The 13871-nt window shown below is 42.4% G+C and carries 14 protein-coding genes; 13 read left to right on the top strand and 1 reads right to left on the bottom strand.

The window, feature by feature from the left end; all coding sequences use genetic code 11:
* The first annotated feature begins 4 nt into the window (after positions 1-4).
* The 6 genes from QUF73_08590 to spoVM all read left to right on the top strand — a co-directional run bounded on the left by QUF73_08590 (position 5) and on the right by spoVM (position 5281).
* Positions 5-769, top strand: coding sequence for a Stp1/IreP family PP2C-type Ser/Thr phosphatase (locus QUF73_08590; protein MDM5226270.1), 765 nt, complete (start codon positions 5-7; stop codon positions 767-769).
* Entirely contained in the window at positions 762-2753 is a 1992-nt protein-coding gene (gene pknB, locus QUF73_08585; protein ID MDM5226269.1) for a Stk1 family PASTA domain-containing Ser/Thr kinase, read from the top strand. The genes QUF73_08590 and pknB overlap by 8 nt, the downstream gene beginning before the upstream one ends.
* A gap of 15 nt (positions 2754-2768) precedes the next feature.
* The gene (rsgA, locus tag QUF73_08580; protein ID MDM5226268.1) at positions 2769-3650 is read left to right on the top strand and encodes a ribosome small subunit-dependent GTPase A; all 882 of its coding nucleotides are present in this window, start codon (positions 2769-2771) and stop codon (positions 3648-3650) included.
* A gap of 3 nt (positions 3651-3653) precedes the next feature.
* A complete protein-coding gene (gene rpe / locus QUF73_08575) occupies positions 3654-4304 on the top strand; it encodes a ribulose-phosphate 3-epimerase (GenBank protein MDM5226267.1) in 651 nt (216 codons plus the stop codon).
* A 71-nt stretch (positions 4305-4375) separates the two neighbouring features.
* Positions 4376-5023, top strand: a complete 648-nt coding sequence (locus tag QUF73_08570) for a thiamine diphosphokinase (protein ID MDM5226266.1) — start codon at positions 4376-4378, stop codon at positions 5021-5023.
* Positions 5024-5200: 177 nt separating this feature from the next.
* Complete coding sequence (gene spoVM, locus QUF73_08565; GenBank protein ID MDM5226265.1) at positions 5201-5281, top strand: stage V sporulation protein SpoVM; 81 nt, start codon at positions 5201-5203, stop codon at positions 5279-5281.
* Positions 5282-5427: 146 nt separating this feature from the next.
* Here spoVM and rpmB read toward each other — a convergent pair whose 3' ends face one another.
* Positions 5428-5616, bottom strand: a complete 189-nt coding sequence (gene rpmB / locus QUF73_08560) for a 50S ribosomal protein L28 (GenBank protein MDM5226264.1) — start codon at positions 5614-5616, stop codon at positions 5428-5430.
* Positions 5617-6065: 449 nt separating this feature from the next.
* On the opposite strand from rpmB, the gene QUF73_08555 reads away from it, so the two are divergent.
* The 7 genes from QUF73_08555 to fabG all read left to right on the top strand — a co-directional run bounded on the left by QUF73_08555 (position 6066) and on the right by fabG (position 13813).
* Entirely contained in the window at positions 6066-6428 is a 363-nt protein-coding gene (locus QUF73_08555) for an Asp23/Gls24 family envelope stress response protein (GenBank protein MDM5226263.1), read from the top strand.
* Positions 6429-6444: 16 nt separating this feature from the next.
* Entirely contained in the window at positions 6445-8121 is a 1677-nt protein-coding gene (locus tag QUF73_08550) for a DAK2 domain-containing protein (protein ID MDM5226262.1), read from the top strand.
* Positions 8122-8352: 231 nt separating this feature from the next.
* The gene (gene recG, locus QUF73_08545) at positions 8353-10401 is read left to right on the top strand and encodes an ATP-dependent DNA helicase RecG (protein ID MDM5226261.1); all 2049 of its coding nucleotides are present in this window, start codon (positions 8353-8355) and stop codon (positions 10399-10401) included.
* Positions 10402-10513: 112 nt separating this feature from the next.
* Entirely contained in the window at positions 10514-11074 is a 561-nt protein-coding gene (gene fapR / locus QUF73_08540) for a transcription factor FapR (GenBank protein MDM5226260.1), read from the top strand.
* A 20-nt stretch (positions 11075-11094) separates the two neighbouring features.
* Positions 11095-12099: a phosphate acyltransferase PlsX gene (gene plsX, locus QUF73_08535; GenBank protein ID MDM5226259.1), complete on the top strand. Its 1005-nt coding sequence runs from the start codon at positions 11095-11097 to the stop codon at positions 12097-12099.
* Positions 12100-12125: 26 nt separating this feature from the next.
* Positions 12126-13073, top strand: a complete 948-nt coding sequence (gene fabD, locus QUF73_08530) for an ACP S-malonyltransferase (GenBank protein MDM5226258.1) — start codon at positions 12126-12128, stop codon at positions 13071-13073.
* The gene (gene fabG, locus QUF73_08525) at positions 13070-13813 is read left to right on the top strand and encodes a 3-oxoacyl-[acyl-carrier-protein] reductase (protein ID MDM5226257.1); all 744 of its coding nucleotides are present in this window, start codon (positions 13070-13072) and stop codon (positions 13811-13813) included. Before fabD ends, fabG begins: the two co-directional genes overlap by 4 nt.
* The last annotated feature ends 58 nt before the right edge of the window (positions 13814-13871 follow it).

Below are 13871 nucleotides of genomic sequence, written 5' to 3'. Positions count from 1 at the left end.
CAGAATGAAAGCTGTTTTTATGACAGATCAAGGCAAAGTCAGGCAGCATAATGAAGATAATGGCGGCATCTATGTGAACAGCAAGGGGCAGCGCCTTGCCATCGTAGCAGATGGCATGGGCGGCCACCGAGCTGGTGATGTCGCAAGCGAAATGACGTTAACAAGTTTAAAAGGATTCTGGGATCAGACAGACGATTTTCAGACTGCCGAAGAGGCGGAAGGATGGCTGCAGAAGCATATTGCAGAGGTCAACGCCATTCTATATGAACATTCGAAAGAAAATGAACAATGTGAAGGCATGGGAACAACTGTTGTTGCTGCAATATGTACCGATCGTTTTGCGACAATTGCCAATATCGGCGACAGCAGATGTTATATCATGAATGAATCGGGTTTTCAGCAGCTGACGGAAGACCATTCCCTGGTAAATGAGCTTGTAAGGTCCGGGCAGATTACCAAGGAAGATGCTGAGCATCATCCAAGAAAAAATGTGCTCCTCCGGGCATTGGGAACTGAAGCAACGGTTGAGATGGATATCAAAACCATTACGTTTGAAGAGGGCGATTTATTATTATTATGCTCTGACGGATTGTCCAACAAGGTAGCTGTTGCTGAAATGAGTGAAATCCTCAAAAGCGGACGAACACTGGAGGAAAAAGCCGAAGTGCTGATTGAACAGGCCAATAATAATGGCGGCGAAGACAATATTACGCTCGTGATTGCTGAGTATTTTGAAAGCAATGAGAGCGGGATGATAAATGATGATTAAGGGAAGAAGATTAAGCGGCCGCTATAAGATTCTTGATATGATTGGCGGAGGCGGCATGGCAAATGTCTACCTGGCCCATGACATGATTCTAGATCGAGATGTAGCCGTGAAAGTGCTTCGGATGGACTTTGCCGAAGATGAAGAATTTATCCGCCGTTTTCATCGTGAAGCCCAGTCAGCTACCAGCTTAGCCCACCCGAACATCGTCAATATCTTTGATGTTGGTGAAGAGGATACAATCTATTATATTGTGATGGAATATGTAGATGGACAAACGTTAAAGCAATACATACAGCAATACAGCCCGATCCGCATAGATGATGCGCTGGAAATTATGAAACAGCTCACCTCTGCCATATCCCATGCACATCAAAACCATATCATACACCGGGATATTAAACCGCATAATATTTTGATAGATAGGCATGGTAATGTTAAGATTACTGATTTCGGAATTGCCATGGCATTAAGCGCTACCAGTATAACCCAGACCAATTCTGTTTTAGGCTCTGTTCATTATCTTTCTCCGGAACAGGCCAGGGGAGGGATGGCCAATAGAAAGTCTGATATCTATTCCCTTGGCATTGTTATGTTTGAGCTTTTGACAGGCAGACTTCCTTTCTCAGGTGAATCCGCTGTATCAATAGCTCTCAAACATCTGCAGTCAGAGACGCCTTCCCTTAAGAGATGGAATCCGTCCATACCGCAAAGTGTTGAAAATATCGTTTTAAAAGCAACAGCTAAAGATCCTTTTCACAGGTATGATTCTGTTGAAGAAATGGAAGAGGATATCAGAACAGCTCTTGAACCCGAAAGGCTTCATGAAGAAAAGTTTATGGTCCCGATTGACGATGATGCTACAAAGGCAATCCCTGTTATTACAGATGACCGCCCATATCAAAGCATGGACGAAACACTTGTACATGCAAAGGATCCAAAGGGAGACACGCTGCCTGTGGCAAAACCTCTCCCTGAGAAGAAGAAGAAGGAAAAGAAGAAAAAGAAGAAAAAGAAATGGCCAATTATTCTGGTATCAGTCTTTTTGTTTCTGGCTGTATTAGGCATCCTGGCCATAACAGTTTTACCTGATCTGATGGAGCCCAAGGATGTCCAGGTTCCTGATGTGTCCGGTAAAGAGGTGGAAGATGCAGTAGCAGAGCTTATTGCCGCAGGGTTTACGATTAGGGATACAAAGCCGATAAGTGACCCTGATGTGGAAGAAGGTCTGGTAGTAAAAACTGATCCGAAAGCAGGCAGAACCGTAAAAGAAGGAACTTCCATAGATATCTTTGAAAGCACTGGCAAGGAAAAATTTGAATTAGCCGATTACCAGGGCAGGCAATTTGATGATGTAGTCCGATTGCTTGAAAGCAAAGATTTTAAAAGCATTGAAAAAACAGAAGAAAATAATGAGAGTGAGCCGGCTGGGACAATCCTGGACCAAAACTTCTCAGAAGGCGACCTTGTCGTTCCCGAAGATACGGAATTGATTTTCACTGTCAGCAAAGGACCTGCGCCCATTGCCTTAAAAGATCTGCGCGGCTATAACGAAAAGGGTCTGCAGGAGTATGAAGAATCGTCCGGATTAAAAGTAGAATATGGTGAAGAAGAATTTCATGAGGAAGTCCCTGAAGGACTAGTCATTAAACAGGATCCGGCACCAGGCACAAACCTGGCAAGGGGACAGAAAGTGACGGTGGTTCTTTCAAAAGGGAAAAAAGAACTTCTCCCTAAAACAGAAAATATTGAGATCAGCGTTCCATTTGAGCCTGCAGCCGAAGGTGAGCCAAATGAAGTTCAGATTATCATCAAGGATATGAATAATTCTGGTTCTGAACCAGTTCATACAGAGCTGATTTATGAAGATACGGTAATACCAATTGATATAACGATTGCTCCTGGACAGAATGCCACTTATAAGGTTCTGCGGGATGGCCAGGTTTTTGAAGAAAAGGAAATTCCTTATCCGGAAGAAGAATCATAAGCAAGGAGTGTTGCTATGCCTGAGGGCAAAATTATTAAAGCCTTAGCCGGGTTTTATTATGTTTTAAGCGGAGATGAAACCATTCAGTGCCGAGGCCGCGGAGTTTTCCGGAAAAATAAGGTTAACCCGCTGGTCGGTGATGAAGTTGTGTTTCAGGCAGAAAGTATTACAGAAGGATACATCTTAGAAGTAAAAGAACGGAAAAATGAGCTGATCCGTCCGCCGATAGCAAATGTTGATCAGGCCATTCTAGTGTTTTCAGCTGTTGAACCAGGCTTCAGCACCTCTCTATTAGATCGTTTCCTGGTGCTGGTTGAATTCAATCATATAAAGCCAATCATCTGCATTACTAAAATAGATCTGACAGACGAAGACGAGTATAAGGAAATTCAGCAATATGCATCAGATTACCGCAAAGCCGGCTATGATGTTTTGCTGACTTCCTCCGAAACAGAAGAAGGCGTTAAAGACTTAATGCCATATCTGGAAGGCGAGATATCCGTTTTTGCAGGACAGTCAGGTGTGGGGAAATCTTCTTTGTTAAATGTACTAAGACCAGACTTAGAGCTGAAAACAAATGATATTTCTTCACATTTGGGCAGAGGAAAGCATACAACCAGGCATGTAGAGCTGATAGAGGTTGGAAAAGGGCTTGTTGCTGATACCCCGGGATTCAGCTCCCTTGAATTTACAGATATCGAATTGGAGGATCTCAATTATTGCTTTCCAGAAATTCAGGAGAAAAGCGACCTGTGCAAATTTAGAGGCTGCCAGCACATGGCAGAACCGAAATGCGCTGTAAAGGCCGCCAGTGAAAACGGTGATATTCCTTCCTACAGATATGAGCATTACAAAACCTTTCTGCAGGAAATAAAAGATAGAAAGCCGAGGTATTAATTCATGGTAAAAATCGCACCTTCTATTTTATCGGCAGACTTTTCTAAATTGGGAGAAGAGATTAAAGATGTAGAGCGCGGCGGCGCTGATTATATTCATGTCGATGTAATGGACGGCCATTTTGTACCGAATATTACAATTGGTCCATTAATTGTTGATGCAATCCGTCCTGTGACAAAGCTGCCTCTGGATGTTCATTTAATGATAGAAGATCCGGATAACTACATTGAGGCATTTGCAAATGCGGGGGCAGATTATATCACTGTACATGCAGAAGCTTGCAAACACCTTCACAGAACAATTCATTTTATTAAATCTTTTGGCGTCAAGGCAGGGGTGGTTCTTAACCCGGCTACACCAGTTAATATGATAGAGCATGTTATTGATGATATTGATATGGTATTGCTTATGTCTGTTAATCCTGGTTTTGGAGGACAAAAATTCATCCATGGCGTTCTTCCTAAAATTGAGGCCGTTAAGAAAATGGCTGACGCAAAAGGTCTAAATATTGAAATTGAAGTGGACGGCGGAGTGAATGAAGAAACAGCACAATTGTGCATTGAAGCAGGTGCCAATGTGCTTGTTGCCGGGTCGGCAATTTATAATCAGAAAGACAGAGCCGGGGCGATTGCTGCTTTAAAAGGTTCGAGATAAAAAAGGGCCAGCTGGAATACAGCTGGCTTTTTTACAATTTAAGATATATATCATGAATGGAGCAATGAGAAATGATTATAAATATTTTAGCTGGCGGCCCTGAGGATTTGCTGCCTGAACTGTCTTCGTTCAGTGCTGCTGCTGACATTTGGGTCGGGGTAGATAGAGGAGTGCTTACTCTCATTCAAAATGGCATTCAGCCGAAAATGGCATTTGGCGATTTTGATTCTGTGTCAAAAGAAGAACTATTAATCATTGAAGAAAAAGTAAAAGAGCTGAACAGGTTCAAGCCGGAGAAAGACGAAACCGACATGGAGCTTGCCCTGAATTGGGCATTGGGCCAAAATCCTGAAAAAATCCGATTGTTTGGCGCCACAGGCGGCCGGCTTGACCACTTATTTGCAAATATTCAGCTGTTAATAAAGCCTGTACTTGCAGAAAACTTTGTTTCTGTCGAAATTATTGACAAAAAAAATAAGATTTATATTAAAGGCCCAGGTGAATACATCATAAAGCAAAATCCAAATTTCAAATACATTTCTTTCGTACCGATCACAATGGAAATTAAAGGTCTCACATTAAGAAATTTCAAGTATCCGCTCACAGATCGGACCGTCCCTGCCGGCTCTACTCTTTGTATCAGCAATGAACTTATTGATGATTGTGGTACTTTTTCTTTTACTGAAGGCATATTAATGGTTGTAAGAAGCAGGGATTAAGTGCCGGGCCTGTGCTGCCCTGCAAGGTGCTGGGGAGCAGGATATGAGTCCTGGCATGAATTGCTTTCTGATCATTTTTTGTATTCATGAGTACTCATCTTTCATTATTTGAATAAGATGGTAAAGACGATTTAAGGACAGAATGGATGCGTAAGATCGTGAGGAGGGACACGAGTAATGAGATTTTATACAATCAAACTTCCTAAATTTTTAGGGGGCATTGTGCGTGCCATGTTAGGGACCTTCAAAAAGGGGTAAACACCCATAAATGAAAAAGAAAATAGCATCAAAAACTGGGCACCTCTTTGGGGTGCTTTTATTTTTTGACTGAATGGGGGAGAATGATAGTGGATTTATAAAAAGGAAAATAAAAAGGACATCCTAAAAGGATGTCCCTGAGCATATTAAACGCGCTCAACTTTACCTGATTTAAGTGCTCTTGCAGAAACCCAAACACGTTTAGGTTTACCGTCTACAAGAATACGTACCTTTTGAAGGTTAGCACCCCAAGTACGCTTGTTAGCGTTCATTGCGTGAGAACGTGCGTTACCTGAAGTTGTTTTTTTACCAGTTACAACACATTTGCGTGGCATGTATGTTTCCCTCCTTACTAAAAGCATAAGCTGAAACTATTTTTCAATGCTTTCATTTGCAATAGTCAGATTCATCCATCTGAATTAATGAGGAATTCCTTTTCGGATTTCGACATTAAAAGATACTTTAATAATTTATCATACAACCCTTCTGATTGCAATAGTTTGCTTTCAAGAAAATTTCCTTGACATAGGGGCATGGAACATGAGCTATAATAGGGATGGGGAAGTATGACTTTCAAAATTACAGCCCATATAGTAAAATATCATAAGGTATGCATAAAGCTTTGGAGTTAGAAAGATCGCTGCCCAGCTGAAAAGGATGCATTCTCCTTTAACAGCAAGCTGGCCTCCATTTTACAATTAAGGGGGAACGCCAGCGTTTCCGTAAAGCGGGAGCGCTTGAAGAAGCTTTTTATTAAAAGCAATTTCCAAAGGGGGAACGAACCATGTCCATCGAATTAAAAACGAAGTTCGGGCAAATTGATATCTCTAATGACGTAATTGCAACAATCGCAGGCGGAGCAGCAGTCGACTGCTACGGCATCGTAGGGATGGCCTCTAAAAATCAAATTAAAGATGGCCTTACAGATATACTTCGAAAAGAGAATTTTACCCGCGGTGTAATTGTCCGCCAGGAAGAAGATGAAGTACATATCGATATGTATATTATTGTAAGTTACGGAACGAAAATTTCTGAGGTTGCCCACAATGTGCAATCTAAAGTGAAATACACCCTTGATAAAACAGTTGGGCTTAGCACGGACTCGGTTAATATTTACGTTCAGGGAGTTCGTGTAACGAACCCGTAGTGAGGAGGAAAGACTTGTGTCAAAAAGAGATTTAGATGGGAAGCTTTTTGCCGAAATGGTCATACAAGGAGCGAACCATTTATCTGCTAATGCAAAATTAGTGGATGCGTTAAATGTTTTCCCTGTTCCTGATGGAGACACAGGAACGAACATGAATTTGTCAATGACTTCCGGTGCAAAGGAAGTAAAAGCTAATATTCAGGAACATATTGGGAAGGTGGGCTCTGCTCTTTCTAAAGGTTTGCTGATGGGGGCACGCGGGAACTCTGGAGTAATTCTTTCCCAGCTGTTCCGAGGCTTCTCAAAGCACATTGAACAGAAATCATCCATCAATGGCAAAGAGTTTGCTGATGCTTTGAATTCAGGTGTAGAGACTGCTTATAAAGCTGTGATGAAGCCGGTTGAAGGAACAATCTTAACGGTTGCTAAAGATTCCGCTAAACAAGCGGTGCTGGCTGCAAAAAATGAAGATGATATCATAGTGATTATGGAGGAAGTTTTAAAAGAAGCACGCGCTTCTTTAAACCGCACTCCGGATCTTCTTCCAGTCTTAAAAGAAGTTGGGGTTGTAGACAGCGGCGGCCAGGGTCTTGTTTTTGTATATGAAGGATTCCTTGCCGAGCTCAAGGGCGAAAAACTTCCTGATACACCAGCAGCCCTTCCAAGGATGGATGACCTGGTTAGCGCAGAACACCATAAAAATGTTCATAGTTTTATGAACACTGAAGATATTGAATTTGGTTATTGCACAGAGTTTATGGTCAAGTTCGAAACTGAAAAGCTATCTGCTAATCCCTTTGCAGAAGACAAGTTCCGCCAGGACTTAAGCAAATATGGCGACTCGCTTCTTGTGATTGCGGATGAACAGCTTGTAAAAGTACATATCCACTCTGAACAGCCAGGAGATTGCCTGACATACGGACAGCGCTATGGCAGCTTAATCAATATGAAGATTGAAAACATGCGCCAGCAGCACACCAATTTGATTGATGACGTTCCTACACCATTGGCAGCTGAAGCTAAGCCAAAGGAAAAGCAGGAGTACGGAATTGTGACAGTATCAATGGGCAGCGGGATTGCTGATCTTTTCAGAAGCATCGGAGCACATGCCGTCATTGAGGGCGGCCAGACGATGAATCCCAGTACGGAAGATATTGTAAAGGCCATCAAAGAAGTGAATGCCAAGAAAGTAATCATTTTGCCAAACAATAAAAATATCATCATGGCTGCACAGCAGGCTGCAGAAGTGACTGAAGAAGAAGCAGTCGTTGTTCCTTCCAAGACCGTTCCTCAGGGAATGGCAGCCCTGCTTGCTTTTAACCCTGGTGCCGGACTTGCAGAAAATGAAGAAGGCATGACAGACGCCCTTCAGCATGTGAAGACAGGCCAAATTACATTTGCTGTCCGTGATACAAGCATCGATGGCCTCGAAATTGAAAAAGATGATTTTATGGGCATCGCAGATGGGAAAATTGTTGTCAAGAACAAGGATAGAGTGCAGGCTGCCAAAGATCTTCTCGATGGAATGATCGATGAAGACTCTGAGATCCTAACCGTATTAAAAGGTGAAGATGCGGCAGAAGAGGAAGTGGATGCCCTTATCAGCTATATTGAAGATAAGTATGAAGATGTTGAAGTCGAAGTGCATGATGGCAAACAGCCACTATACTCTTTTATATTCTCAATTGAATAACCAATAAAAAAAGCGAGGGCCCAGCCTTCGCTTTTGTCCATTTAAAAAGATTATATTTTTGTGAACTTCGGAAATATTAATATTTTTGGTTAAAGATTACTTACTTGCCTATTTAAATTATAATGTGCTAGTTATAAAGCAGGCGTTACATAGCCTGCAGTTAAAAGTAATTGAGCAGGGAGGGGTGGCGGACTGCCTTAAGAAAATATATTTGGCAGCCGTTCAATAAACGTGAATCCAAATTATAACCAGTCTGTTACAGCTGTTAAAGGCATTGGAGAGGAAACAGCAGTATCACTTGCAGAAATGAACATAGTCTCTGTAAAAGATTTGCTTGAATATTTTCCATATAGATATGAGGATTACAGGCTCAAGGACCTGGAAGAGATTAAGCATGATGAAAGAGTAACTGTGGAAGGAAAGGTGCACAGTGAACCTTCACTCTCCTATTATGGAAGGAAACGGTCCAGGCTGACTGTGAGAGTTCTTGTAGGCAGATATCTGATACAAGTGGTCATGTTTAATCAGCCATATTTAAAGAACAAAATTACATTGAACGAAACTGTTACAGTGACAGGCAAATGGGACCAGCACCGCCAGATCATTACAGCCAATGAATTAAAAATAGGAAATGCCTCCAATAACAAGGATTTTGAGCCGGTATACGCTGTGAAAGGAAATATCTCTGTCAAGGGAATCAGACGTTATATTAAACTGGCTTTTTCACAGTATGGGAATGAGATATCAGAAACTTTGCCAGAAAAATATCTTTTGCAATATAGGCTTTTAAATAGGCGAGATGCTATGAGATCGCTTCATTTTCCTGCCAATGATCAGGAACTTAAACAGGGGAGAAGACGTTTTGTTTATGAAGAATTCTTCTATTTTCAATTAAAAATGCAGGCACTGAGAAAGATTGAAAGAGAGCACTCTAAAGGGATTGCGCAAGCTTATGATCTTTCGGGGCTGATGGAATTTATAGACTCCCTGCCATTTGCATTAACCAGCGCGCAGAAAAGGGTAGTTAATGAGATCCTGTCTGATATGAAATCGCCTTATCGGATGAACAGGCTGCTGCAGGGGGATGTTGGTTCCGGCAAAACGGCTGTTGCGGCGATCGCCCTCTTTGCCAGCAGGACAGCAGATTTCCAGGGAGCTTTAATGGTTCCGACCGAAATCCTGGCAGAGCAGCATGCGGAATCTTTAAAGACGATGCTTGAGCCATTTGGCTTGCGATGTGAACTCCTGACAAGCTCCGTCAAAGGAAAGCGCAGAAGAGAAATTCTTCAGCATCTAAAGGATGGAGAAATTGATGTTCTTATAGGCACACATGCACTTATCCAGGAAGAAGTGGAATTTAATAAACTGGGACTTGTTATTACTGATGAACAGCATAGATTTGGTGTCGGACAGCGGCGGATCCTCAGGGAAAAAGGCGAAAATCCAGATGTTCTGTTCATGACTGCCACGCCAATCCCGAGAACATTGGCCATTACTGTTTTTGGAGAAATGGATGTTTCCATCATAGATGAAATGCCGGCAGGACGAAAAGCGATTGAAACCTATTGGGCAAAACCTGAAATGCTTGATAGGGTACTTGGCTTTATGGAAAAGGAGCTTTCAGCAGGCCAGCAAGTATATGTGATCTGTCCTCTTATTGAGGAGTCGGACAAACTGGATGTTCAAAACGCTATAGATGTCCATGCAGCAATGATGCATCATTTTCATGGCCGCTATGATGTCGGTCTCATGCATGGCAGGCTTCATCCAGAAGAAAAAGAAAATGTAATGAAGGCTTTTAGCCGAAATGAAACTCAAATTCTTGTATCTACTACGGTTGTCGAGGTGGGTGTAAATGTCCCAAATGCAACGATGATGGTGATCTATGATGCAGAGCGTTTTGGACTTGCACAGCTGCACCAATTAAGGGGCAGGGTAGGAAGAGGAGATAAACAATCTTATTGTGTCCTTTTAGCTGACCCCAAATCGGAAGTTGGAAAAGAACGCATGAAAATCATGACAGAAACCAATGACGGATTCGCTTTAAGTGAAAAGGACCTGGAGCTGAGAGGTCCAGGGGACTTTTTCGGAAAAAAACAAAGCGGGCTCCCGGAATTTAAAGTCGCCGATATGGTCCATGATTACCGCGCTCTCGAAACCGCCCGAAACGATGCAGCTTCTCTTGTAGAATCCCATGAATTCTGGCATTCAGATGAGTACCTGCCTTTGAGACATTATTTAAAGGAAACAGGAGTGCTGGAAGGGGAAAAACTGGACTAGGTCTAAGTGTAAACAAGCAGATTGCAGGAAAGTTCTTTCTTGCAATCTGCTTTTTTTGATTATATACTACTATTAGTACCTAGTCTTAATATCTCGGACGGTGGGATTTTTAATGAAAAGAAATAAAAAAGAACGCCAGCATTTATTAACGGACACAATAAAAGAAAATCCATTTGTCACGGACGAGGAACTTGCTGAAAAGTTCTCTGTAAGCGTCCAGACTATCAGGCTCGACCGCTTGGAATTATCTATTCCGGAATTGCGGGAGCGAATCAAGCATGTTGCTGAAAAAACTTTCGAGGATGAAGTCCGATCTTTACCCATAGAAGAAATAATCGGTGAAATAATAGATATAGAATTGGATAAAACTGCATTATCCATTTTTGATGTAAAAAATGAACATGTTTTCAAGCGAAATGGAATAGCCCGGGGTCATCACTTGTTTGCACAAGCCAACTCACTGGCGGTTGCTGTTATAAATGATGAACTGGCATTGACTGCAAAAGCCAATATTCAATTTACAAGGCCAGTGCGATTAAGTGAACGTGTAATAGCAAAAGCCAAGGTCCTTACAATTGATATTGACAGCGGAAGGACGATTGTTGAAGTCAATAGCTTTGTGAATAACGAACAGGTATTTAAGGGCGAATTCGATATGTTCAGAAAAAAATAATCACTAAAGGATGAAGCATCATGAAAATTTCCATAGACGCAATGGGAGGCGACAATGCACCAAAGGAAATTGTCCTTGGCGCAATGAAAGCTGCTGCAGAGTTTAAGGATATATACATTACCCTTGTTGGCGATGAGTCAAAAATAAAGGAATACCTTACGTCAAACGAGCGTATTGAAATTTTACATACAGATGAAGTCATCTTGCCGGATGATGAACCAGTGAGAGCTGTACGCAGAAAGAAAAATGCATCAATGGTGCTTGCAGCACAGCTTGTCTCAGACGGTAAAGCGGATGCATGCATTTCTGCAGGAAACACGGGTGCTCTTATGGCAGCTGGCCTTTTTGTGGTAGGAAGGATTGATGGCATAGAACGCCCGGCATTATCACCTACGCTTCCAACGATAGGCGGGGAAGGGTTCCTATTGCTGGATGTAGGGGCGAATGTAGACGCGAAACCTGAGCATCTTCTTCAATATGCGATTATGGGATCCATATATACAGAAAAGGTCCGGGGTGTTTCCAATCCGAGAGTGGGCCTTCTAAATATCGGAACTGAAGAGAAAAAAGGCAATGAGCTGGCGAAAAATACATTTGACCTTCTGAAGAATGCTGATATCAATTTCATCGGCAATGTAGAAGCGCGCGATTTGCTTGAGGGAGCTGCAGATGTTGTAGTGACAGATGGCTTTACCGGCAATATGGTGCTAAAGACAATTGAGGGTACTGCTCTATCTGTATTTAAAATGCTAAAAACAGCTCTGACCAGCAGCTTTAAAACGAAATTGGCCGCCGCCGCCTTAAAGCCTGATTTATACCAGCTTAAATCCAAGATGGATTATTCGGAATACGGCGGTGCTGGATTATTTGGATTAAAGGCGCCGGTTATTAAGGCTCATGGTTCATCAGATGCAACAGCTATATTCAGTGCAGTCCGGCAGACCAGGAATATGGTAGAAAACAATGTCGCTCAAACTATTAAGGAAGCAGTTGAAAAAGAAGCAGAAAAAACAGCCATTAAATAAACTTATTTTACATAGGGGGAAGCATGATGGGTAAAATCGCCTTTTTATTTCCTGGGCAGGGATCGCAGGCTGCAGGAATGGGAAAAGCACTAGCCGAACAGGATGAAAAAGTAAAATCATTTTTCGAAAGTGCTGATCAAAAACTTGGCTTTTCACTATCAGAACTTATTTTTGAAGGGCCTCAGGAAAAGTTGACGCTAACAACAAATGCCCAGCCGGCATTGTTGACTACTAGCATTGCCATCCTCGATTACTTTAAAAGATCGGGTGTAACACCTGATTTTGTTGCTGGCCACAGCCTTGGAGAATATACTGCACTCGTTGCAGCTGAAGCTATATCCTTTGAGGACGGTGTTTATGCAGTCCGTAAAAGAGGAGAGTTCATGGAAGAAGCAGTTCCTAATGGCGAGGGAACAATGGCAGCGGTACTGGGACTTGACAGGGACAAGCTTACTGCAGTCACAGAAGAGGTTACTTCAGGCGGCAATCCGGTTCAGCTCGCAAATTTAAACTGTCCCGGACAGATTGTGATTTCAGGTTCAAGGGCAGGTGTTGAACTAGCTTCAGCAAAGGCTAAAGAAGAAGGTGCCAAGCGTGTGCTTCCACTGGAAGTAAGCGGTCCTTTCCATTCTGAATTAATGAAGCCTGCTGCGGAGAAGTTCAGGCAAATCCTGGACGAGATTGAAATCAAAGATGCAGCTGTTCCTGTCATTGCAAATGTAACGGCTTCTGAAATGACTTCCGCTTCAGAAATAAACAGCAGATTGATTGAACAGCTGTATTCTCCTGTGCTCTGGGAGGATTCAATCCGCAAAATGATAGAGCTTGGAGTAGATACATTTATTGAAATAGGACCTGGAAAAGTACTGTCAGGCTTAGTGAAAAAGGTAGATCGTTCCCTTAAAACTTATGCCGTGTCCGATGCTGAATCCTGCCAGGCAGTTACAGAATCCTTGAAGGAGGAATTGAAATGAAGCTAGAGGGAAAAGCCGCTTTAGTAACGGGAGCTTCCCGGGGAATCGGAAGAGAAATCGCTTTGGGTCTTGCTAAGCAAGGTGCAGATATCGCGGTTAACTATTCCGGAAGTGAGACAAGGGCGAACGAAGTAGTTGATGAAATAAAAGCATTAGGCAGAAATGCATTTGCTATCCAATGCGATGTGTCCAGCAGTGATTCTGTGGCAAACATGGTAAAAGAAACAGTAGAAAAGTTTGGCAAGCTTGATATTCTGGTTAATAATGCTGGAATTACGAAGGATAACCTGATTATGAGAATGAAGGAAGACGAATGGGATGATGTAATTAACATCAACCTGAAAGGTGTGTTCCTTTGTACAAAAGCTGTTACAAGGCAGATGATGAAACAGCGCAGCGGCCGCATTATCAATATTTCATCCATCGTTGGAGTCAGCGGCAATCCTGGCCAGGCTAACTACGTCGCTGCCAAATCAGGTGTTATTGGCCTGACAAAGACCTCTGCAAAGGAACTTGCAACAAGAGGCATAACGGTCAATGCCATTGCACCAGGTTTTATCACAACTGATATGACCGATAAGCTGAACGAGGATGTAAAAGAGCAGATGCTTAAGCAAATTCCTTTGGCGCGTTTTGGCGACCCTGCAGATATTGCGAATGTGGCAGTGTTTCTTGCTTCAGAGGACAGCCGCTATATGACAGGACAAACCCTTCATGTTGATGGCGGTATGGTCATGTAGTCTGTAACAGGCTTGTAATGCAAATTTTTTTATAAAACCTTTCAATAAAGGCTAAAAA

The sequence above is a fragment of the Cytobacillus sp. NJ13 genome (assembly GCA_030348385.1).
GTDB lineage: Bacteria > Bacillota > Bacilli > Bacillales > Cytobacillaceae > Cytobacillus.
This window is presented reverse-complemented; position numbering and strand designations above follow the sequence as displayed.

Excerpts from the sequence above, each read along its gene's own strand:
- fapR (MDM5226260.1), top strand. The coding sequence starts at position 10,514 with ATGAAAAGAAATAAAAAAGAACGCCAGCATTTATTAACGGACACAATA.
- plsX (MDM5226259.1), top strand. The coding sequence starts at position 11,095 with ATGAAAATTTCCATAGACGCAATGGGAGGCGACAATGCACCAAAGGAA.
- pknB (MDM5226269.1), top strand. The coding sequence starts at position 762 with ATGATTAAGGGAAGAAGATTAAGCGGCCGCTATAAGATTCTTGATATG.
- rpe (MDM5226267.1), top strand. The coding sequence starts at position 3,654 with ATGGTAAAAATCGCACCTTCTATTTTATCGGCAGACTTTTCTAAATTG.
- QUF73_08590 (MDM5226270.1), top strand. The coding sequence starts at position 5 with ATGAAAGCTGTTTTTATGACAGATCAAGGCAAAGTCAGGCAGCATAAT.
- rpmB (MDM5226264.1), bottom strand. The coding sequence starts at position 5,616 with ATGCCACGCAAATGTGTTGTAACTGGTAAAAAAACAACTTCAGGTAAC.
- QUF73_08555 (MDM5226263.1), top strand. The coding sequence starts at position 6,066 with ATGTCCATCGAATTAAAAACGAAGTTCGGGCAAATTGATATCTCTAAT.
- rsgA (MDM5226268.1), top strand. The coding sequence starts at position 2,769 with ATGCCTGAGGGCAAAATTATTAAAGCCTTAGCCGGGTTTTATTATGTT.
- spoVM (MDM5226265.1), top strand. The coding sequence starts at position 5,201 with ATGAGATTTTATACAATCAAACTTCCTAAATTTTTAGGGGGCATTGTG.
- fabG (MDM5226257.1), top strand. The coding sequence starts at position 13,070 with ATGAAGCTAGAGGGAAAAGCCGCTTTAGTAACGGGAGCTTCCCGGGGA.
- QUF73_08570 (MDM5226266.1), top strand. The coding sequence starts at position 4,376 with ATGATTATAAATATTTTAGCTGGCGGCCCTGAGGATTTGCTGCCTGAA.
- fabD (MDM5226258.1), top strand. The coding sequence starts at position 12,126 with ATGGGTAAAATCGCCTTTTTATTTCCTGGGCAGGGATCGCAGGCTGCA.